The sequence below is a fragment of the Pseudomonas sp. MDV22-iso1 genome, assembly GCF_058145095.1.
The window spans coordinates 265,958-285,508 of record NZ_JBYVMF010000005.1; the positions used below are offsets into that span (position 1 = coordinate 265,958).

General features: G+C 58.8%; 18 protein-coding genes. 9 read left to right on the forward strand and 9 right to left on the reverse strand.

Annotation, left to right across the window (positions count from 1 at the left end):
* Window positions 1–41: 41 nt before the first annotated feature.
* The 3 genes from arsC to AC3ZVB_RS09110 are packed head-to-tail and all read left to right on the forward strand — an operon-like array spanning window position 42 to window position 1,415.
* Window positions 42–395 (forward strand): arsenate reductase (glutaredoxin), encoded by a 354-nt coding sequence (gene arsC / locus AC3ZVB_RS09100; protein WP_162437951.1) that lies wholly within the window; start codon window positions 42–44, stop codon window positions 393–395.
* Complete coding sequence (gene wrbA, locus AC3ZVB_RS09105) at window positions 392–988, forward strand: NAD(P)H:quinone oxidoreductase (RefSeq protein ID WP_027923973.1); 597 nt, start codon at window positions 392–394, stop codon at window positions 986–988. The genes arsC and wrbA overlap by 4 nt, the downstream gene beginning before the upstream one ends.
* Window position 989: 1 nt before the next feature.
* Window positions 990–1,415 (forward strand): DUF2069 domain-containing protein, encoded by a 426-nt coding sequence (locus tag AC3ZVB_RS09110; protein ID WP_162437950.1) that lies wholly within the window; start codon window positions 990–992, stop codon window positions 1,413–1,415.
* 100 nt (window positions 1,416–1,515) lie between these two features.
* Here the strand turns inward: AC3ZVB_RS09110 and AC3ZVB_RS09115 are convergent, their stop codons facing one another.
* Complete coding sequence (locus AC3ZVB_RS09115) at window positions 1,516–2,190, reverse strand: DNA-3-methyladenine glycosylase I (protein WP_162437949.1); 675 nt, start codon at window positions 2,188–2,190, stop codon at window positions 1,516–1,518.
* A gap of 144 nt (window positions 2,191–2,334) precedes the next feature.
* Window positions 2,335–3,159, reverse strand: coding sequence for a tRNA 2-thiocytidine(32) synthetase TtcA (ttcA, locus tag AC3ZVB_RS09120; protein WP_490146336.1), 825 nt, complete (start codon window positions 3,157–3,159; stop codon window positions 2,335–2,337).
* Window positions 3,160–3,424: 265 nt separating this feature from the next.
* Here ttcA and AC3ZVB_RS09125 point away from each other — a divergent pair, with 265 nt between their 5' ends.
* Window positions 3,425–4,027, forward strand: a complete 603-nt coding sequence (locus AC3ZVB_RS09125) for a Yip1 family protein (RefSeq protein ID WP_162437947.1) — start codon at window positions 3,425–3,427, stop codon at window positions 4,025–4,027.
* 156 nt (window positions 4,028–4,183) lie between these two features.
* A complete protein-coding gene (locus AC3ZVB_RS09130) occupies window positions 4,184–4,678 on the forward strand; it encodes a SprT family zinc-dependent metalloprotease (RefSeq protein ID WP_490146337.1) in 495 nt (164 codons plus the stop codon).
* Window positions 4,679–4,798: 120 nt separating this feature from the next.
* Here the strand turns inward: AC3ZVB_RS09130 and AC3ZVB_RS09135 are convergent, their stop codons facing one another.
* Window positions 4,799–5,980, reverse strand: coding sequence for a CaiB/BaiF CoA transferase family protein (locus tag AC3ZVB_RS09135; protein WP_490146338.1), 1,182 nt, complete (start codon window positions 5,978–5,980; stop codon window positions 4,799–4,801).
* A 142-nt stretch (window positions 5,981–6,122) separates the two neighbouring features.
* Window positions 6,123–7,457, reverse strand: a complete 1,335-nt coding sequence (locus AC3ZVB_RS09140) for a dicarboxylate/amino acid:cation symporter (RefSeq protein ID WP_194693128.1) — start codon at window positions 7,455–7,457, stop codon at window positions 6,123–6,125.
* 339 nt (window positions 7,458–7,796) lie between these two features.
* Here AC3ZVB_RS09140 and AC3ZVB_RS09145 point away from each other — a divergent pair, with 339 nt between their 5' ends.
* Entirely contained in the window at window positions 7,797–8,795 is a 999-nt protein-coding gene (locus AC3ZVB_RS09145) for an AraC family transcriptional regulator (protein ID WP_194693129.1), read from the forward strand.
* 47 nt (window positions 8,796–8,842) lie between these two features.
* Here AC3ZVB_RS09145 and AC3ZVB_RS09150 read toward each other — a convergent pair whose 3' ends face one another.
* The 3 genes from AC3ZVB_RS09150 to AC3ZVB_RS09160 form a co-directional block, all read right to left on the reverse strand.
* Window positions 8,843–10,189 (reverse strand): ATP-binding protein, encoded by a 1,347-nt coding sequence (locus AC3ZVB_RS09150; RefSeq protein ID WP_490146339.1) that lies wholly within the window; start codon window positions 10,187–10,189, stop codon window positions 8,843–8,845.
* Window positions 10,186–10,863, reverse strand: a complete 678-nt coding sequence (locus tag AC3ZVB_RS09155; protein WP_490146340.1) for a response regulator — start codon at window positions 10,861–10,863, stop codon at window positions 10,186–10,188. The genes AC3ZVB_RS09150 and AC3ZVB_RS09155 overlap by 4 nt, the downstream gene beginning before the upstream one ends.
* 120 nt (window positions 10,864–10,983) lie before the next feature.
* Window positions 10,984–11,586, reverse strand: coding sequence for a hypothetical protein (locus AC3ZVB_RS09160; protein WP_490146341.1), 603 nt, complete (start codon window positions 11,584–11,586; stop codon window positions 10,984–10,986).
* Window positions 11,587–11,732: 146 nt separating this feature from the next.
* On the opposite strand from AC3ZVB_RS09160, the gene AC3ZVB_RS09165 reads away from it, so the two are divergent.
* A complete protein-coding gene (locus AC3ZVB_RS09165) occupies window positions 11,733–12,524 on the forward strand; it encodes a dienelactone hydrolase family protein (RefSeq protein WP_490146342.1) in 792 nt (263 codons plus the stop codon).
* Between the two features lie 134 nt (window positions 12,525–12,658).
* Window positions 12,659–13,384: a 4'-phosphopantetheinyl transferase family protein gene (locus AC3ZVB_RS09170; protein ID WP_490146358.1), complete on the forward strand. Its 726-nt coding sequence runs from the start codon at window positions 12,659–12,661 to the stop codon at window positions 13,382–13,384.
* Window positions 13,385–13,426: 42 nt separating this feature from the next.
* Here AC3ZVB_RS09170 and AC3ZVB_RS09175 read toward each other — a convergent pair whose 3' ends face one another.
* Window positions 13,427–15,037, reverse strand: a complete 1,611-nt coding sequence (locus AC3ZVB_RS09175) for an ATP-binding protein (protein ID WP_490146343.1) — start codon at window positions 15,035–15,037, stop codon at window positions 13,427–13,429.
* A complete protein-coding gene (locus tag AC3ZVB_RS09180; protein ID WP_162438007.1) occupies window positions 15,034–15,747 on the reverse strand; it encodes a response regulator in 714 nt (237 codons plus the stop codon). Before AC3ZVB_RS09180 ends, AC3ZVB_RS09175 begins: the two co-directional genes overlap by 4 nt.
* Window positions 15,748–16,484: 737 nt before the next feature.
* Here AC3ZVB_RS09180 and AC3ZVB_RS09185 point away from each other — a divergent pair.
* A complete protein-coding gene (locus AC3ZVB_RS09185; protein ID WP_162437936.1) occupies window positions 16,485–19,379 on the forward strand; it encodes a ribonucleoside-diphosphate reductase subunit alpha in 2,895 nt (964 codons plus the stop codon).
* Window positions 19,380–19,551: the final 172 nt, after the last annotated feature.

The window sequence follows — 19,551 nt, forward strand, 5'->3', positions numbered from 1 at the left end:
AGTTAGAATAGCCGCCACCTTACGCAAGATGCGACCCGCACATGACCGATCTGACGCTTTATCACAACCCGCGCTGCTCGAAATCCCGCGGTGCGCTCGAACTGCTCCAAGCCCGTGGCCTGACCCCGACCGTGGTCCGGTACCTGGAAACGCCACTGGACGCCGCGCAAATCCAGAACCTGCTGGGCAAACTGGGCATCAGTGCCCGGCAATTGCTGCGCACCGGTGAAGACGAGTACAAAACGCTCAACCTGGCTGACAGCAGCTTGAGCGAGGCGCAATTGATCGCCGCTATCGCTGCCCACCCGAAACTCATGGAGCGACCGATTCTGGAAGCAGGCGACAAAGCCGTCATCGGGCGTCCGCCGGAGAATGTGCTGGAGTTGTTGCCGTGAGCGCGCCGTATATTCTGGTGCTGTATTACAGCCGTAGCGGTTCGACCAACGAAATGGCCCGGCAGATTGCCCGTGGTGTCGAACAGTCGGGAATGGAAGCGCGTCTGCGTACCGTGCCGGCGATCTCTACCGAGTGCGAAGCTGTGTCCCCGGACATTCCGGACGAAGGCGCGCTGTACGCCAGCCTCGACGACCTGAAAAACTGCGCCGGCCTGGCCCTTGGCAGCCCGACGCGTTTTGGCAACATGGCCGCGCCGCTGAAGTACTTCCTCGACGGCACCAGCAACCTGTGGCTGACCGGTGCGCTGGTCGGCAAACCGGCGGGCGTTTTCACCTCCACCGCGAGCCTGCACGGTGGTCAGGAAACCACGCTGCTGTCGATGATGCTGCCCTTGCTGCACCACGGCATGCTGATTACGGGCCTGCCTTACAGCGAATCGGCATTGCTGGAAACCCGTGGCGGCGGCACGCCCTATGGCGCCAGTCACCACGCCGGCGCCGATGGCAAAAGCGGCTTGAATGAACATGAGGTCGCACTGTGTCGGGCCTTGGGCTTGCGACTGGCCAAGACCGCGCAAAAGCTGGGGAACTGACGTGGCCAAGAAGCCGAAGATTTTGCCTTCCATTGAATGGCTCGAACCACGGGTCAAAGCGATGCGAGCCATCAGCCTGCTGTGTTTTCTGGGCTTGGTGGGTTTGCTCTGCGTGTATTACCTGGCGGTCGCCGATCTGCACGGGGCGCGGCCATGGGTGATCCTGCTGATCGAACTGGTACCGCTGCTGTTGCTGGCGCCGGGGATGATCGTTGGCAGCGCGCGCGGGCATTCCTGGATGTGCTTTGTGGTGAACCTGTATTTCATCAAGGGCGCACTGGCGGCGTTTGACCCGAACCGGCAGCTGTTTGGTTTGCTGGAGATGGGCGCGAGCCTGGCGGTGTTTTGCTCGGCGCTGCTGTATGTGCGGTGGCGGTTTCAGCTGAATCGCAAGCTCGCAGGCGAAGGCGAGATCTCTGCCGCCTGACAGATTGCAATCGCTAGCAGGCTAGCTCCCACAGGGGATTTGTGTGCTCCACAGATCCAATGTGGGAGCCAGCCTGCTGGCGATTGGAACAACTCGGTCTTTAATGATTGACGGTATACGCCAGCATCATCGATATCTGGCTCATCGGCCGCCCACCGCTCTGTTCATGCCACTGATTGAACACATCCTGCACCAACGCCAGATCCCGCTGACTGGTCGGCACTTTGTCGACGATCTTCTGCGCATTCAACCCCGCCACCACGTCGTAGCTCGGCACAAACGTGTCCTTGCCGACCATCCGCAAGAAGCGCGGTGCCGACAACCCGCCCAATTGATGACCGCGCTTTTTCAGGTAGGTCCACAAACCGACAATATCGGTCACCGGCCAGTCGGCGATCAGCGCACCGAAACTGCCTTTTTCATGCTCGACGTCGAGGATGAACTGCGCATTGCGCGGCACGCTCTTGAGTTTGCCCAGATGGCGAATGATCCGCGCGTCCTGCATCAGGCGCTCAAGATGTTCAGCACTCATCAGCACGACTTTCTCAGGGTCGAACTTGAAGAACACTTCTTCGAAGGCCGGCCACTTGGCGTCCACCAGGCTGTGTTTGAGCCCGGCGCGGAAAACGCGCAGTGCCATGGTGGAGAGGTAGCGGTCGTCGCTGATCTTGCGCAATTGCGCGGGGGTCTTGGGAACGGGCAGATGGGCTTCCAGTTCAGCTGCCGAACCGAAGCGGTTCAGACAGTATTCGTGCAGCCACTTGTAATCGCGCATGCCCTCTCCTGAGGAATGAAAAATGAACTGCCAACTTGCGGCAAAACCTGTGGGCGCCAATCTGCTGGCGAGGGAGGTGTGTCAGTCAAAAATGTTCCTGACACCCTTTCATCACCAGAAGGCTAGCTCCCACATTAATCGTGTTTAAAGGTTGACCACGTTGACGAATCGCGAGGCCGCGGTTTCGTCGATCTTCAGGCTGGTGAAGTCAAACAGGGTACGGTCGGCCAATTGCGACGGAATCACGTTCTGCAGGCTGCGGAAGATACTCTCGGTGCGGCCGGGAGTCTTGCGCTCCCACTCTTGCAGCATGTCCTTGACCACCTGGCGCTGCAGATTCTCCTGAGAGCCGCAAAGGTTGCACGGAATGATCGGGAACTGCTTGAAATCCGAGTAGGCCTGGATGTCTTTCTCGTTGCAGTAGGCCAGCGGGCGGATCACGACGTTGCGGCCATCGTCGGCGCGCAGTTTCGGCGGCATGGCCTTGAGCGAGCCGTTGAAGAACATGTTGAGGAAGAAGGTTTCGACAATGTCATCGCGGTGGTGCCCGAGGGCCATCTTGGTCGCGCCAATTTCATCGGCAAACGTGTAGAGCGTACCGCGACGCAGGCGCGAGCACAGCGAACAGGTGGTCTTGCCTTCCGGGATCAGCTCCTTGACCACCGAGTAAGTGTCTTTCTCGACGATGTGGTACTCGATGCCCAATGCTTTCAGGTACGCCGGCAGTACGTGCTCGGGAAAGCCCGGCTGCTTCTGGTCCATGTTCACGGCCACGATCTCGAACTTGATCGGAGCAACCTTCTGCAAATGCAGCAGCACATCGAGCAGGGTGTAGCTGTCCTTGCCACCGGACAGGCAGACCATGACCTTGTCGCCCTCTTCAATCATGTTGAAATCGGCAACAGCCTCACCGGCCTGACGGCGAAGGCGCTTTTGCAGTTTGTTCTGGTTGACCGTGAGAGTGCCCATGACGCGAATCCGTGAGGTGTGACGAAAGGCCGGCATTTTACGCAAAAACCCTGCGCGAGCGAAGTGCTCCTACCTAAGATGGAACGGCGATTACCACTGGGGTTTACAGCGCGATTTGCTCTAAACCCCTTCCACATGTACGGGTAAGTCCTTTCTATACTGCGACATAAGGTCGCACACATATCCAGACCTTTACTTACTTGGCCACCTTGGCCCGTAGGCGCTCCACTGGGGGGCGACGGTAAAAACAAGAGGAGTGACTGGCATGATCCATCACGTAGTGGGGCTCTTCACCCACCCTGACCAAGAATGGAAGGAGATCCGTGGCGACCAGGAGGAAAGCATCAGCCACATGTATCTCACCCACACCCTGATTCTGGCGGCGATTCCTGCCGTGTCGGCGTTTATCGGCACCACGCAAGTCGGCTGGGTCATTGGCAATCGAGCGCCGGTGATGCTGACTCAGGAAAGCGCACTATGGATGACGGTCATGTCGTATCTGGCGATGCTCGGCGGAGTTGCCGTGATGGGCGCGTTCGTCCACTGGATGGCCCGCACCTATGATGCCAACCCGAGCCTGGCGCGTTGCGTAGCGTTTGCGACCTATACCGCGACACCGCTGTTCATTGGCGGGCTGGCGGCGCTGTATCCACACATGTGGCTCGGAATGATCGTCGGCACCGCGGCCATCTGCTACACGGTGTACCTGCTGTACGTGGGGCTACCGACGTTCATGAACATTCCATCTGACGAGGGATTCCTTTTTTCAAGTTCGGTGCTCGCCGTAGGGTTGGTGGTCCTGGTGGCCATCATGGCGTTCACTGTGATTGTCTGGGGACTGGGCGTGGGGCCCGTCTATACCAACTGACCGCGCACACAAACTATAAGATCTGCCAATACAGGCCGCCGCAAGGCGGCCTTTTGATGTGCCTGGATGGAGAACGGCGACGACCATTCGGCGCTTGGGCGATTCGCAAGCACCCAGGGTTGCGGCATACTCGACCTCTCTGGAGACCCATCAAGCATGCCCGAGCAACTCAATACCCGCGTCGAAGATTGTTACCTACTCGCTGAATCCTTTTTCAAACGTCCATTCAAACGCCCCGTGGTGAGCCTCAAGCTGCGCGGGCAAAAAGCCGGTGTCGCGCATTTGCACGAGAACCTGTTGCGCTTCAATCCGCAGCTGTACCGGGAAAACTCTGAAGACTTCCTCAAGCAAACCGTGGCTCACGAGGTCGCGCACCTGATCGCCCATCAGTTATTTGGCGACCGCATCCAGCCCCATGGCGAAGAGTGGCAACTGATCATGCGCGGCGTGTACGAATTGCCACCCAATCGTTGCCACACCTATGACGTCAAACGCCGAAGCGTGACCCGCTATATCTACAAATGCCCGTGCGTGGACAGCGACTTCCCGTTCTCCGCCCAGCGCCATGGATTGGTGAGACAGGGGCGGCGGTATTTGTGCCGACGGTGCCGCAGCACGTTGGTGTTCAGTGGCGAGATGCGGGTCGAGTAGCTGGATTTTTGGTGTTTGTACTGGCCTCATCGCGAGCAAGCTCGCTCCCACATTGGATCTTCGGCGCGCCACACTTCCAGTGTACGAGTGAGCCTGCTCGCGATAGAGCCTTCAGCCCCCCTACACAACCACCTTGGCACGCCGCAATTCTTCGATCCGTTGAACGCTGAAACCAAGTTCCCCCAATACCTCATCCGTATGCGCCCCCAACGCCGCACCGATATGCCGTGGTTCAGGCAGGCCCTCTGAAAACTTCAACGGACAGGCCATCTGCGCTTGAGTCGTCCCATCAGCTCGCGGCACTTGCGCCACCAACTGCCGCGCCTGCAACTGCGGATGCCGCACCGCTTCGCCCAGGCTCAGAACCGGCTCGACGCACGCATCGAGTTCAGCAAACAGTGCACATAACTCGGCATAGTCATGTTTTTCGAATTCGATCTTTAGCGCATCTTTCAGCGCTTTTTGCTGCGCAGGCTTCGGTGACAGCCCCAACGCCGCCAGATCCTCCACACCCAATGCTGTGCACAATTGCTTCATGAACGGGGGCTCCAGGCTGCCCACCGACAGCCAGCGTCCGTCACGGGTGCGGTAATAGTCGTAGAAACTGCCGCCATTGAGCATCTGATTCTCACGACCCGGCTCTTCGCCACAGGCCAGATACCCTGCACCGGCCATGGCGTTCAAGCTGAATACGCAATCGGTCATGCTCACGTCGATATGCTGCCCCTGCCCCGCCCGTTGCCGGGCAATCACCGCCGCCAGCAAGCCGATGACGCCATGCAACGAACCACCGGCGACATCAGCCACTTGCATGCCCAACGGCAGCGGCCCGCTGTCCGCACGGCCGGTGTGGCTGGCCAGTCCCGCCAGCGCCAGGTAATTGATGTCGTGCCCGGCGCGGTCTTTATAGGGGCCTGTCTGCCCGTAGCCGGTGATCGACACATAGATCAGCCGCGGATTGATCGCCTTCAGCGCTTCATACCCCAGGCCCAGCCGTTCCATCACGCCGGGGCGGAACTGTTCCAGCACGATGTCGTGGTCTTGCAAAAGCTGCTTGATCACCTCCAGCGCTTCAGGCTGCTTGAGGTCCAGGGCCAGACTGCGTTTGTTGCGGTTGAGGTAGGCGTGGCTGGCGGAAACGCCCTGGTCATGAGGTGGAAGCACGCGCAGCAAGTCCATCCGTGTGGGCGATTCAATGCGCAACACCTCAGCGCCCATGTCGGCCAGTAATAACGAGGCAAACGGCCCCGGTAGCAAGGTGGAGAAATCCAGAATCTTGAGTGATGCCAGTGGACCAAGCATGAGTAACCTCCGGTGCGATCTCTCAAGCCTAGGCAGCCAACGGCATTGCAGCAATCACCTGATGCGTCAGCCGCAGTGACCGTTGCGCTCAAATCGCAGCCAAAAAAAACCCGCCGAAGCGGGTTTTTCATTTCAAGCCGTCTTATTTGACGTTGCTTGGGGTTGGGCCTTCAGCGACGCCCAGGTCATCTTCAACGCGCTCATCGGAGATACCGCGACCGCCGGAAGCCAGCTCGGCGTGCATCACGTCGACGTCCAGTTCCTTGACCCACTTGGCCACAACCAGCGTGGCAACGGCGTTACCCACCAGGTTGGTCAGGGCACGGGCTTCGGACATGAAGCGGTCGATACCGAGGATCAGCGCCAGGCCAGCAACGGGCAGGTGGCCAACCGCGGACAGTGTCGCAGCCAACACAATGAAACCACTGCCGGTCACGCCTGCGGCGCCTTTGGAAGATAGCAGCAACACCACCAGCAGCGTGATCTGGTGAGTGATGTCCATCTGGGTGTCGGTCGCCTGGGCAATGAACACCGCAGCCATGGTCAGGTAGATCGCAGTGCCGTCGAGGTTGAACGAGTAGCCTGTCGGGATCACCAGACCTACTACGGATTTCTGCGCCCCCAGACGCTCCATCTTGATTAGCATGCGCGGCAGGACCGATTCCGAAGAAGAAGTACCCAGCACGATCAGCAGCTCTTCACGGATGTAGCGAATCACTTTAAGCACGCTGAAACCGTGGGCGCGAGCGATACCGCCCAGCACGATCAGGATGAACAGCAGGCAGGTGATGTAGAAGCAGGCCATCAACTGACCCAGCTGCACCAGCGACCCGACACCGTAGGCTCCGATGGTGAATGCCATGGCACCAAAGGCACCGATAGGGGCAAGCTTCATGATCATGTTGATGATGTTGAACATGACGTGGGCGAAACGATCGATGAAGTCCAGGATCGGCTTGCCATAGGCACCCAGGCGATGCAGGGCGAAACCGAAGATCACGGAGAACATCAATACTTGCAGGATGTCGCCCGTTGCAAACGCGCCGACGATGGTGTTCGGAATCACGTTGAGCAAGAAGCCAACGACGCTTTGATCAGCACCGGCCGCTACATATTGAGCCACTTTGGATGCATCCAGCGTGGTGACGTCGATGTGCATGCCGGCGCCCGGTTGCACAATGTTCACCACGACCAGACCGACCAGCAGGGCGATGGTTGAAACGATCTCAAAATACAGCAGCGCGTAGCCGCCGGTCTTGCCAACCGACTTCATGTTCTGCATGCCCGCGATACCACTGACGACGGTGCAGAAGATGATCGGGGCAATGATCATTTTGATGAGCTTGATGAACCCGTCACCCAGCGGCTTGAGGGCGACACCGGTCTGTGGGTAGAAGTGACCGAGCAGAATGCCGATGGCGATGGCAACGATCACCTGGAAATACAGGGATTTATACAGTGGCTGACGAGTCGTCATTGCAAAGTTCCTCAAGAGTGCCGGCTAACAACATCCATCTGTTGTCATGGCACCTGAATTGCGAACCCTCCTGCACTGGAGGGATTTGTTTTTTCGAGCTGCGCGACGGCAGGCATCTGCTCGTTGTATCGCAAGGCTCGTGCCACCTTCGCCAAATCACCTGCGAGCCCTTTTGCCATCAAGGGTTACAGGTTTTCTGTTACATCGGGGCATCATGACTTCAGTGGCGGATTTCCGCCCATCTGCTCAATCACTTCATGGGATTTGGCGGATATCCGCCTTGTCCATCACCCGAATCCGCGTCTACTATCCGCCGTTCAATGGACGGACTTGCCTTCTATGCGTGAACGCACCATCGCCAGTCACTTCGCCCGCGCCGCCCTGGGTGGTGCGCGTCGCTGCGGGTACGATTATTCAAGCCTGCTGCACCAACTGAACATCAGCCACGAGTTGCTCGACGAGCCTCGGGCACGTATTGCCCCGGAACAGTTCACCCAGTTGATTCAGGGCCTGTGGCTGGTGATGGATGACGAGTACCTGGGTTTCGGGCCTACGACCAGCAAACCCGGCAGTTTCGCGATGATGTGCCATGCCTTGATCCACTGCCGAAACCTGGATAAGGCGCTCAATCGCGGCTTATTGTTTTATTCCCTATTCCCTGAGGGTCCGCGGCTGACCCTGAGCCGTGAAGACGAAATGATCCGCCTGAGCCTGGACGACTCGCAGTTTCGCGACCCGGACCATTTCCTCACCGAGAGCCAGTTGATGGTTTGGCATCGCCTCGGCAGCTGGCTGATTGGCCAGCGCATCCGACTGGAACAGGCGACGTTCAGCTACCCCAGGCCCGAACACGGCGCCGAATACGACTTGCTGTTCCCGTGCTCCCTCGTGTTTTCAGCGGCCCAGAGCAGCCTGGTGTTTCACAGTCGCTATCTGAATATGCCGCTGCTGCAGGATGAACGAACCCTCAAGCACTTTCTTGAGCGCTCGCCCGCCGACCTGTTGTCCCGCCCGGATGACGGCGACAGTTTGAGCAGTCAATTGCGGCGCTTGCTCAGTCGCGATAGTGCTCGTTGGCCAGATCTGGAAGCGGTGGCCACGCACCTGCACATCAGCGCGCAGACGTTGCGCAGGCATCTGCGGGAAGAGGGTTCGAGTTTTCAGGAATTGAAGGATCAGTTGCGCCGGGACATTGCGATTTATCACCTGAGCCGCGCGGACCTGTCGTTGCAACAGATCGCCGAACAGTTGGGGTTCTCCGAGCCCTCGGCGTTTCATCGGGCGTTCAAGAAATGGACGGGGTTGACGCCGGGGGCTTATCGGGCGCAGGAGAATTGAGCGTTTTCGGATGAAGGTGCCCGTGAAAGCATCTGCAAATCTCCCGGTCAAACCGCCGAAAAATGAATCCTGAACGCAGCTCCGCCCATTGGCGAGTCCTCCAATGTCAGCGTGGCGGCGTAGCTTTCGATGATGTCCTTGACCACCGCCAACCCGATCCCCTGCCCCGGATGCTGACGATCCAGACGTTCACCACGTTGAAGAATCCGCGCGCGCTGGTTGGGTGGTACACCGGGCCCATCATCCTCAACGCATAATTCGATGCCACCCAGGGAATCACGCACGCTGATGCGCACTTCACCGAGGCACAGGCGATAGGCGTTCTCCAGCAGGTTGCCCATCATTTCCAATAGCGCGCCCTGCTCGATCGGCACATAACAATGTTCCGGAAGATCGAAGGCCACCCGTACGCGCTTGTCGCGATACACCTTGTCCAGCGTATCGCAAAGGCTCTGCAGCACTGGACGCAGGCGCACCTGATGGCGCACCAGACCGCTCTTGCGCAGGCTGGCGCGTTGCAGCTGATAGCTGATCTGCTGGCTCATGCGCTCGATCTGGGTTTGCAGCACCCACGCCTGATCGCGATCTTCCGGGCGTTGCGCCATGTCTTCGCTGACCCCTTGCAGGACGGCCAACGGAGTTTTCAAGCTGTGCGCCAGATCGTCGAGGGAATCACGATAGCGGCTGCGTTGCTCACGCTCGCTGTGCAGCAAGCGGTTAAGGGAACCGGTCAGGCGCAGCAGTTCGCGCGGGTGTTCTTCGCTGAGGCTTCCTCGAGTCCCGCCTTCGATTTCATCCAGCTCCTGGCTCAGCCGGCGTAACGCCCGCAACCCCCAGGTCAAGCCGATCCACAGCAATGCCAGCAGTACCAGCAAGGCCGCGCCGAAGCCCAGATAGAGGTTTTCCCGTAAGCCTTCGAGGGTGATTTCGTATTCACGCACCGGTTGCAACGCAACGATGCTGAACGCTGCACTTTTGCCGCCGAGCAGTTTGATCTCGACGTCATAGACGAAGAACTCTTGTCCATTGGTCTCGCGAATTCTCGCGAACTCGTTACCGCGCCCGTCATAACGAGGGGTGTAATTGATGTGCTCTTCCTGAGTACCTTTGGAGCGCCAGACCAGGTGCCCGTCGCGATCATAGATGTAACCGAGTAAACGGCCCTCGGTCAGGTTGAAACGCTCATCGGGCAACTGCGCCGGCATCTGCAAGCGATTGTCTTCCACCCGAGCGGCAGAGATCAGCGTGGTCACGTCCGACGCCAGGCGCTGTTCGATGGAGTCCTGCAACGCCAGACTGAACGCACCCTGCATCGCCGGCAGCAACGCCAGCATGAACAACACCGCCAGGGTGGTGGCGGCGAGCATCAGGCGAACACGTAGCGAACGAATCAAGTGCAACGCTCATTGAACAGGTAACCGAGACCACGCACGGTGTCGATGGGCTTGAAGCCTGCCGGCCCTTCAAGCTTTCGGCGCAAGCGACCGACCAGCACTTCAATGACATTCGGATCGCGCTCATCGTCGTCCGGGTAGAGTTGTTCCATCAGCCGATCCTTGGGGACCACCTGCTGATGATGGCGCATCAGGTACTCGAGAATCCGATACTCATAGGCGGTCAGCGCCAGCGGCTGTTCATCGAGTGACGCCTGTTTGCGATTGAGGTCCAGCAGCAGCGGACCGGCGACAATGGTTGACTGGGTGAATCCGCTGGAGCGACGTAACAAGGCATTGAGTCGAGCGTCCAGCTCTTCGAACTGGAACGGCTTGACCACAAAATCGTCGGCACCGGCGGCCAGGCCTTCGACCTTGTCCTGCCAGTTGCTGCGTGCGGTGAGAATCAGGATCGGAAAGGTTTTTCCGCGCGAGCGAAGTTGGCGGATCAGATCAAGCCCGCCCATACCCGGCAGGCCGAGGTCGATCACCGCCAGGTCATGATTGAACTGCTCGGCCTGGTACAGTGCCTCTTCGGCATTGGCGACGGACTCGACCACGTGGCCGATATCCGTCAGGCGGGTATGCAGGTGATGGCGCAACAGCGCTTCATCTTCAACGACCAGCAGTTTCATAATGCTCTCCCAGGCAAATCAACTTCTCCAGAGACGCAACGGCGCGCCTCGACGGCTAACATGGCGACGCCGGATCACCCTTTTGAGTTGATCCGGCGCAGACTTTTCGCGACGTGCTTTTTAGAAAGCGTAGTTCGCCGACAGATACGTCTGGGCACTGCTGGTCAAATCCAGCGATCCCTGCTTGCTGCCGCCACGCTCGCTCATCTCGGTGCTGGCGTTGGTTCGCAGGTAACGATAACCCAGTTCAACCGACGTGTTTTTCGAAACCTGTTGCAAGACACCCAATTGTCCGCCAACGGCGTAACCAATGTTGCTGTCGCGGCTGAAGCTTGAAGATTCCTGGGTGAGCTTGGTGATACCGGCCGTGACCCCACCAAACAGCTTGGTACTGCCGCCTACCGGGTAGAAAAGGTCATAGCTGCCGAGGAGGTTTTCCTGGCGCAGTTTAATGCCGTTGTGCGAACCCGACACGTTGTCGTAGGTAGCGTAGTAGCGGCCCTGGGTGTTTTGCTTACCCAGACGCACACCCCAGGTGCCGTCCTTGCCGATCACGCCGTCGGCGTTCACGTGGTTGAGGTTATCGTTCAGGGCGTGGGACTTTTTGACCTTGTCGCTGGTCTGTCCAAGAGTAAGGCTGGCGAAGGTGTCATCGGCGGCGTATGCAGCAGTGCTTGCGCCAAGAATAGTGAACGCCAGAAGCAGTTTTTTGAATCCAGTCATGGGGAGTTTCCTTATGTGCTGTGTGCTCGTTGGGTGTGAGGCAAGACTACTGAGCCCGCCCTGAACTCCCCCTGAACGCCTTCTGAACCTAAGCTGAACCAGATCACCCAGGTTTTTCCGATGATTTTCTCGCAGGAGATCCGACCATGCGTGCGTTCCTTGCCTTCGTGTTACTGGCCTTGAGCGGGCTCGGCCAAGCAGCCGTCAAGACTCAGGAAATCCCCTATCAAAGCGCCGACGGCACGAAGCTGATCGGTTATTACGCCTACGACGATGCCCTCAAGGGACCGCGGCCCGGTGTTGTGGTGGTGCATGAATGGTGGGGGCTCAACGACTATGCCAAGCGCCGCGCACGGGACTTGGCAGGTCTGGGTTACAGCGCCCTGGCGATTGATATGTATGGCGATGGCAAGAACACCGAACACCCGAAAGACGCCATGGCCTTCATGCAAGCCGCACTCAAGGACAGCGCCGCAGCCAGTGCACGCTTTCAGGCAGGGCTGGACCTGCTCAAGCAACAACCGCACACCGATCCTGACAAAATTGCGGCGATTGGTTACTGCTTTGGCGGTGGTGTTGTTTTGAATGCGGCGCGGCAGGGATTGCCGTTGGCAGGTGTGGTGAGTTTCCACGGCGCGCTGGCAACCAGCACACCGGCAGCACCGGGCAACGTCAAGGCGAAAATCCTTGTGGAACACGGGGCGATGGACAGCATGGTCACGCCGGAAAACGTCACGGCGTTCAAGGCGGAAATGGACAAGGCCGGGGCGGACTACACATTTGTCAGCCTGGAGGGCGCCAAGCATGGGTTCAGTAATCCAGATGCGGATCGGCTGAGTCATGGCGACCATGGTGGACCCGACATCGGCTACAACAAGGCGGCGGATGAAAAATCGTGGGCGGATATGCAGGCGTTCCTCAAGAAAATTTTCTCCTAGGAACACCGAGCGCCCAAAAGCACAGCAAAGCTCCCGGTGGCGAGGGGGCTTGCTCGCGCTGGGTGGGAGCTCCCTCGCCACAAACGATCTATCGACACTACCCAGTCCGAAGGCAACCCGGCAAAATGCCTGACATGAATCCCGACCCCGCCCTACCCGCCTGCTGCACCCCACTCGACGCCCATTGGCCGTTGCCAATCGCGCTACCTGATACGATTTTGTTGAGCACTCACTTCGACAGTTCTCAGCTGACCAGTGATGATTTTCGCCGCAGTTCGATCGAGCCGCCCTCCAGCATCCAACGCTCCGTTGCCAAGCGGCAGGCGGAGTTTCTCGCCGGGCGGATTTGCGCCAGAGCCGCATTGCATCAGTTGGAGGGCGTGGGGTTCAGTCCGGCCATTGGCGAAGATCGAGCGCCGGTATGGCCTGGGCATATCACCGGTTCGATTACCCATAGCACCGGACGCGCCGCGGCGATTGTCGCAAAGAAAACCCATTGGCGCGGTCTGGGTATGGATCTGGAAAACCTGCTCAACCCGGAACGGGCCGAGCGTCTGGCGGGTGAGATTCTCACCGGCCCGGAGTTGCAAAGAATGGCCGCGGGTCGACGAGATCAGTTGGCGATGCTGGTGACGCTGACATTTTCGGTGAAGGAAAGCCTGTTCAAGGCGCTGTATCCGATCGTGCAGCAGCGGTTCTATTTTGAACACGCCGAAGTGCTGGAATGGAGCGAGGCCGGGGATGTGCGGATCCGCTTGCTGACGGATCTGTCGAATGAGTGGCGTAATGGGGTTGAGCTGGACGCACAGTTTGGGATCATGGATGGGCAGTTGTTGAGTCTGGTCAGCATCAAGGCTTGAAGCGTTGTGGGGATGTAGAGGCCTTGACTTACACCTGAGCGCTCAACGCTTTTCCTGATTCCTCGGCCAGCTCAGGCTGAAGCACGCGCCGCCCAGACTTTTGCTCTTGCCAATCAACGCTCGTCCATCGTGCCAATGGATGATCCGACGCACGATGGACAGGCCCAGGCCATGCCCACCCGACGCACGGGTACGGCTGTCATCGAGTCGCAGGAACGGGGTGAAGATTTTCTCCCACGCGTTTTCCGGCACACCCGGTCCATCGTCCTCGACGTCGACCCGACAACGTTGCTGCCCCACCTGATAGCTGACCGTTACCTTGGATGTGGCGTGGCGCATCGCGTTGCTCACCAGGTTTTGCAGTGCCCGATGCAGGTAGCGGGGTTCAGCTTCGACCCAGGCATCGTCGCAATCGGCCGCAGACAGGCACAAGCCACGTTGCACCGTCACCTGCGAACGCAGAGGCGCAAGCTCTTCGATCACCTGATTGACCAGTGCATCGAGATCGATGCGCTGAAAATTCAGGGCCGGCGAGCCCTGTTCCAGGCGCGCATAGGTGAGCATCTCGTCCACCAGCTTATCGAGATCTTCGATGTCGTGATCCATGCCTTCACAGTACTTTTGCAGCGCTTGCGGTGTGGACGCGGAACCGATCATCTCTAGGCCAAAACGCAGGCGCGCCACCGGTGTGCGCAGCTCGTGCGACACGGCGCGCACCAGTTCCCGCTGAATCGCCAACAACTGTTGCAAGTGCTCGGCCATTCCGTTGAATGCTGACGCCAGACGCCCCACCGAATCCGCGCCCCGTGCCGGTACTCGGGTTTCCAGGCTGCCTTTGGCGATGCGCGTGGCTGCCGCTTCCAACCCGCGCAAACGACGCTCGAGCTGACGCACCAACAAATAAACGATCAAACCAATCAGGCTCAAACCCAGCGCCGCGATCAGCACCAGCCACTCCGGCGGATAAGGGTTCATCTGGTACAGCGGGCCGATCTCCAGCACCCACGGCGTACCCACCATCCCGGCAAACACCCGGATCGAATCGCCCCCCTTACCCAGCGCCATCACCGTGTCGCCTTCGGAAACCCGCCGGCTCTGGTCCTCATCCATGTCCGCGTCATCGACCGTGACCAGTCGCAAGTCGAAACCGAAGCCCTTGTCTTCTTTCAATTGCGCCAGGCGCTTGGGTTGGTCGGCCACCGGGAAGCGCACCAGTTCGTCGGCCAGCAGGTAAATGGTCGCCCGGGCCAGTTGCTCGCTGATCTGCTGCACTTCCCCTGTCAGCACCAACTGTTCCTTGTCGCTGACCAACCGATAGACCACCGCCGCGTGCGGCCCGGTTTGTTCGACCAGCGCCTGGCCGCGCAGCACACGAGTGCGCTGGGTGAGATCAAGGTCGGTCTGGGTGAAGGTCTTCAGCGCCAGCGGAATACCCAGCAGGCGCTCCCACACCAGCAAGGCACGGTGGCGTTCGGTTTCGTTCATGGGTTGCAGGTTGTCGGCCATCAACGAGAACGTGCCATGAGCCAGGCGCTCGCGGTATTGCTCGCTGCGCACCTGATTGAGCAAGTGCAGGGCCAGCACGCCGAGCACCGCCACCAGAATCAGCGCCGCGCACATGCCGCCATAAATTCGCAGGAAGATCGAGTTCACAGGGTGCAGGCTTCCGGAACGAACAAATAGCCTTTGCTTCGGATGGTCTTGATCAGCCGAGGGTGCTCCGGGTCATCGCCGATCTTGGGGCGAATGCGCGAGATGCGCACATCGATGGAACGATCCTGCCCGTCGTAACCAATGCCGCGCAGTGCGGTGAAGATCTCTTCGCGGGAAAGTATGCGCCCGGCGTTGGCCACCAGCAGCCAGAGCAGATCAAACTCGGCGCTGGTCAATTCGATACTGGCGTCACGCAGCCAGGCCTCGCGCAAAGCGTTGTCCACCACCAGCGGACCGAACTGCAGACGCCGTTGTTTTTCAGGGGCGACCTCAGGCGCCTCGCTGCGCCGCAGCAAAGCCTGGATACGCGCCAGCAAGAGCCGAGGACGAACCGGTTTGCACACATAGTCGTCTGCCCCCATGTCCAGCCCCAGAATCTGATCGGTGTCGTCGGTACGAGCGGTGAGCATCAGAATCGGGCCGTCGAAACGGTCGCGAACCTTGCGGCAAATGCTCAAGCCATCTTCGCCGGGGAGCATCAAGTCAAGGATCACCAGGTCTGGCTGCTCCTTGATGATGCGGGCCGCGGCCAGTGCCCCGTCACCTTCGATTGAAACGCGCAGGCCGTTGGCCTCCAGGTAATCGCGGGTCAGTTCGGCCAGACGCTGGTCGTCCTCCACAATCAAAACCTGCCAGGCTTCTTGCTCCACGGTGACCTCTGCTTGCCGAAACACTAATAAGGAAGGATCCACCCGTCTTTTTGTAATGATTGGGGAGGATAAGAAAATGCGTACACATGGGCCGATTGTATAAACGTCGCTCGCCCAGAACACAAGGCGGCAAATGCGTTCGGACATGGGCATTTTTTGTGGTAGGGTTCGCGCCCTTAAAAAACCACCGGACAGTTTCCGACCGCTGAAAACCCATGACAAACGGTCTACTCCAGCAGGGTCGCGGGCTACACGCTGATTCCAGGTTTCACACACAATTTACGCACAGGCTTATCCACAGGTAGTACGTTGCAACACCCTCCAAAACGCACTATCTTGTACCCCGGCGCGAAAAAAACCCTACATGTAGGGTTTTGCACAAAAAACCAAACACAAACCAGACACCAATTTCAAGCGCTTTTATTGCCTCTTTCTGGTTGAACCAAACGTATTTTCGAAAGACCAAACCGCTCGTGCGGATGGCTACTGTTTTTGGGCCGTAAACGGCGAAACGGTACGGGTGTTGCAGTCAATTGCTGTCACCCAAAAGGAATTCGGTTTCAGGCTCCAGGCCTGCGACCAAAGACTTCGGCATGGAAGCGGCGCCCCAATTGCCCCTTCCTGATCTGTCCCGAAGTTGGTATGCCCGGCCCCCGCCGGTTGTAGTGCTTCAGGACGGAACGGTGGGCACCGAGACGGTGCCCAAACAAACATAGAGAATGTGGAGACAACCCCCCATGCAAACCGACACAACTCGCGAGAACCCGCAGGGCACCTTGCCGCAGGCCGCTGATTCGAATTCGGATCTGTCCGCCACCGCGCCTGGCCAACTGCGCGTGATCAAGCGTAACGGCACTGTCGTTCCTTATACCGATGACAAGATCACCGTCGCTATCACCAAAGCGTTTCTCGCAGTTGAAGGCGGTACCGCTGCCGCTTCGTCGCGAATTCACGACACCGTTGCCCGCCTGACCGAGCAGGTCACCGCGACCTTCAAGCGTCGCATGCCTTCCGGCGGCACGATCCACATCGAAGAAATCCAGGACCAGGTTGAACTGGCCCTGATGCGTGCCGGCGAGCAGAAAGTTGCCCGCGACTACGTGATCTACCGTGACGGTCGTTCGAAAGAACGCGCTGCCCATGCTCCGGCCGAAGAAGCGGTCAACGCTCACCCGTCGATTCGCATCACCCGCGCCGATGGCACCTTTGCCCCGTTGGACATGGGCCGTCTGAACACCATCGTCACCGAAGCGTGCGAAGGCCTGGAAGAAGTCGACGGCGACCTGATCCAGCGCGAAACCCTGAAAAACCTGTACGACGGCGTGGCCCTGACCGACGTCAACACCGCCCTGGTGATGACCGCCCGTACGCTGGTCGAGCGTGAACCGAACTACTCGTTCGTGACCGCTCGCCTGTTGATGGACACCCTGCGTGCCGAAGGCCTGAGCTTCCTGAACGTTGCAGAAAGCGCGACCCACCACGAGATGGTCGACCTGTACGCCAAGGCCCTGCCTGCCTACATCGCCAAGGGTATCGAATTCGAATTGCTGAACCCGGTCCTGGCCACCTTTGACCTGGAAAAACTCGGCAAGGCAATCAACCACGAGCGCGATCAGCAGTTCACGTACCTGGGCCTGCAAACCCTGTACGACCGTTACTTCATCCACAAGGACGGTATCCGCTTCGAACTGCCGCAGATTTTCTTCATGCGCGTGGCCATGGGCCTGGCCATCGAAGAAAAGAACAAAGAAGACCGTGCGATCGAGTTCTACAACCTGTTGTCGTCCTTCGACTACATGTCGTCGACTCCGACCCTGTTCAACGCCGGTACCCTGCGTCCACAGCTGTCGAGCTGCTACCTGACCACCGTGCCGGATGACCTGTCGGGCATCTACCACGCGATTCACGACAATGCCATGTTGTCGAAATTTGCAGGCGGTCTGGGCAACGACTGGACACCGGTTCGTGCACTGGGCTCTTACATCAAGGGCACCAACGGCAAATCCCAGGGCGTTGTTCCGTTCCTGAAAGTCGTGAACGACACCGCCGTTGCCGTTAACCAGGGTGGCAAGCGCAAAGGCGCTGTCTGTGCCTACCTGGAAACCTGGCACATGGACATCGAAGAGTTCATCGAGCTGCGCAAGAACACCGGTGATGATCGTCGTCGTACCCACGACATGAACACTGCCAACTGGATTCCTGACCTGTTCATGAAGCGCGTCTTCGATGACGGCAAATGGACCCTGTTCTCGCCGTCCGAAGTACCGGACCTGCACGACCTGACTGGCAAGGCCTTCGAAGAGCGTTACGAGTACTACGAAGCCCTATCCGAGTACCCGGGCAAGATCAAGCTGTTCAAGACCATTCAGGCCAAAGACCTGTGGCGCAAAATGCTGTCCATGCTGTTTGAAACCGGCCACCCTTGGCTGACCTTCAAAGACCCGTGCAACCTGCGCAGCCCGCAGCAGCACGTGGGCGTGGTTCACAGTTCGAACCTGTGCACCGAGATCACCTTGAACACCAACAAGGACGAGATCGCCGTTTGCAACCTGGGCTCGATCAACCTGCCGAACCACATCGTCAACGGCAAGCTGGACACCGCCAAGCTGGAACGCACCGTGAACACCGCGGTTCGCATGCTCGATAACGTTATCGACATCAACTACTACTCGGTGCCCCAAGCGAAGAACTCCAACTTCAGGCACCGTCCAGTCGGTCTGGGCATCATGGGCTTCCAGGACGCGCTGTACCTGCAGCATATTCCTTACGGTTCCGACGCTGCCGTCGAGTTCGCCGACAAGTCGATGGAAGCGGTCAGCTACTACGCGATCCAGGCTTCCTGCGACCTGGCTGACGAGCGCGGTGCCTACGAGACGTTCCAGGGTTCGCTGTGGTCCAAGGGCATCCTGCCGCTGGATTCGCAACAGATCCTGATCGAGCAACGTGGCCAGAAGTACATCGACGTTGACCTGAACGAATCCCTGGACTGGGCACCGGTTCGCGCCCGTGTACAGAAAGGCATTCGTAACTCCAACATCATGGCCATCGCACCGACCGCGACCATCGCCAACATCACTGGCGTCTCGCAGTCGATCGAACCGACCTACCAGAACCTCTATGTGAAATCGAACCTGTCGGGCGAATTCACCGTGATCAACCCGTACCTGGTTCGCGACCTGAAGGCTCGCGGTCTGTGGGACTCGGTCATGATCAACGACCTGAAGTACTACGATGGTTCGGTGCAGCAGATCGAGCGTATCCCGCAAGAACTCAAAGAGCTCTATGCAACGGCGTTCGAAGTGGACACCAAGTGGATCGTTGACGCGGCAAGCCGTCGTCAGAAGTGGATCGACCAGGCTCAGTCGCTGAACCTGTACATCGCTGGCGCTTCGGGCAAGAAGCTCGACGTCACCTACCGCATGGCTTGGTACCGTGGTCTGAAAACCACTTACTACCTCCGTGCCCTGGCAGCGACCAGCACCGAGAAGTCGACCATCAACACGGGCAAGCTGAACGCTGTTTCGAGCGGCGGCAACCACGGTGAAGATTCGGTTCTGGCAGCTCCAGCCGGTCCAGCTCCAGTGCCGAAGGCTTGCGCCATCGACGAGCCGGATTGCGAAGCTTGCCAATAAGCTGAGCCGGTAAAACGAAACCCCCGACAGGCCTCAGGCGTGTCGGGGGTTTTCTTTTTCAGGTCTTTAAACATCAGAAGATCGCAGCCTCGTTTCACTCGACAGCTCCTACAGGGTCAGGCCGGGAGCGTGATTCCTTGTAGGAGTTGTCGAGTGTAACGAGGCTGCGATC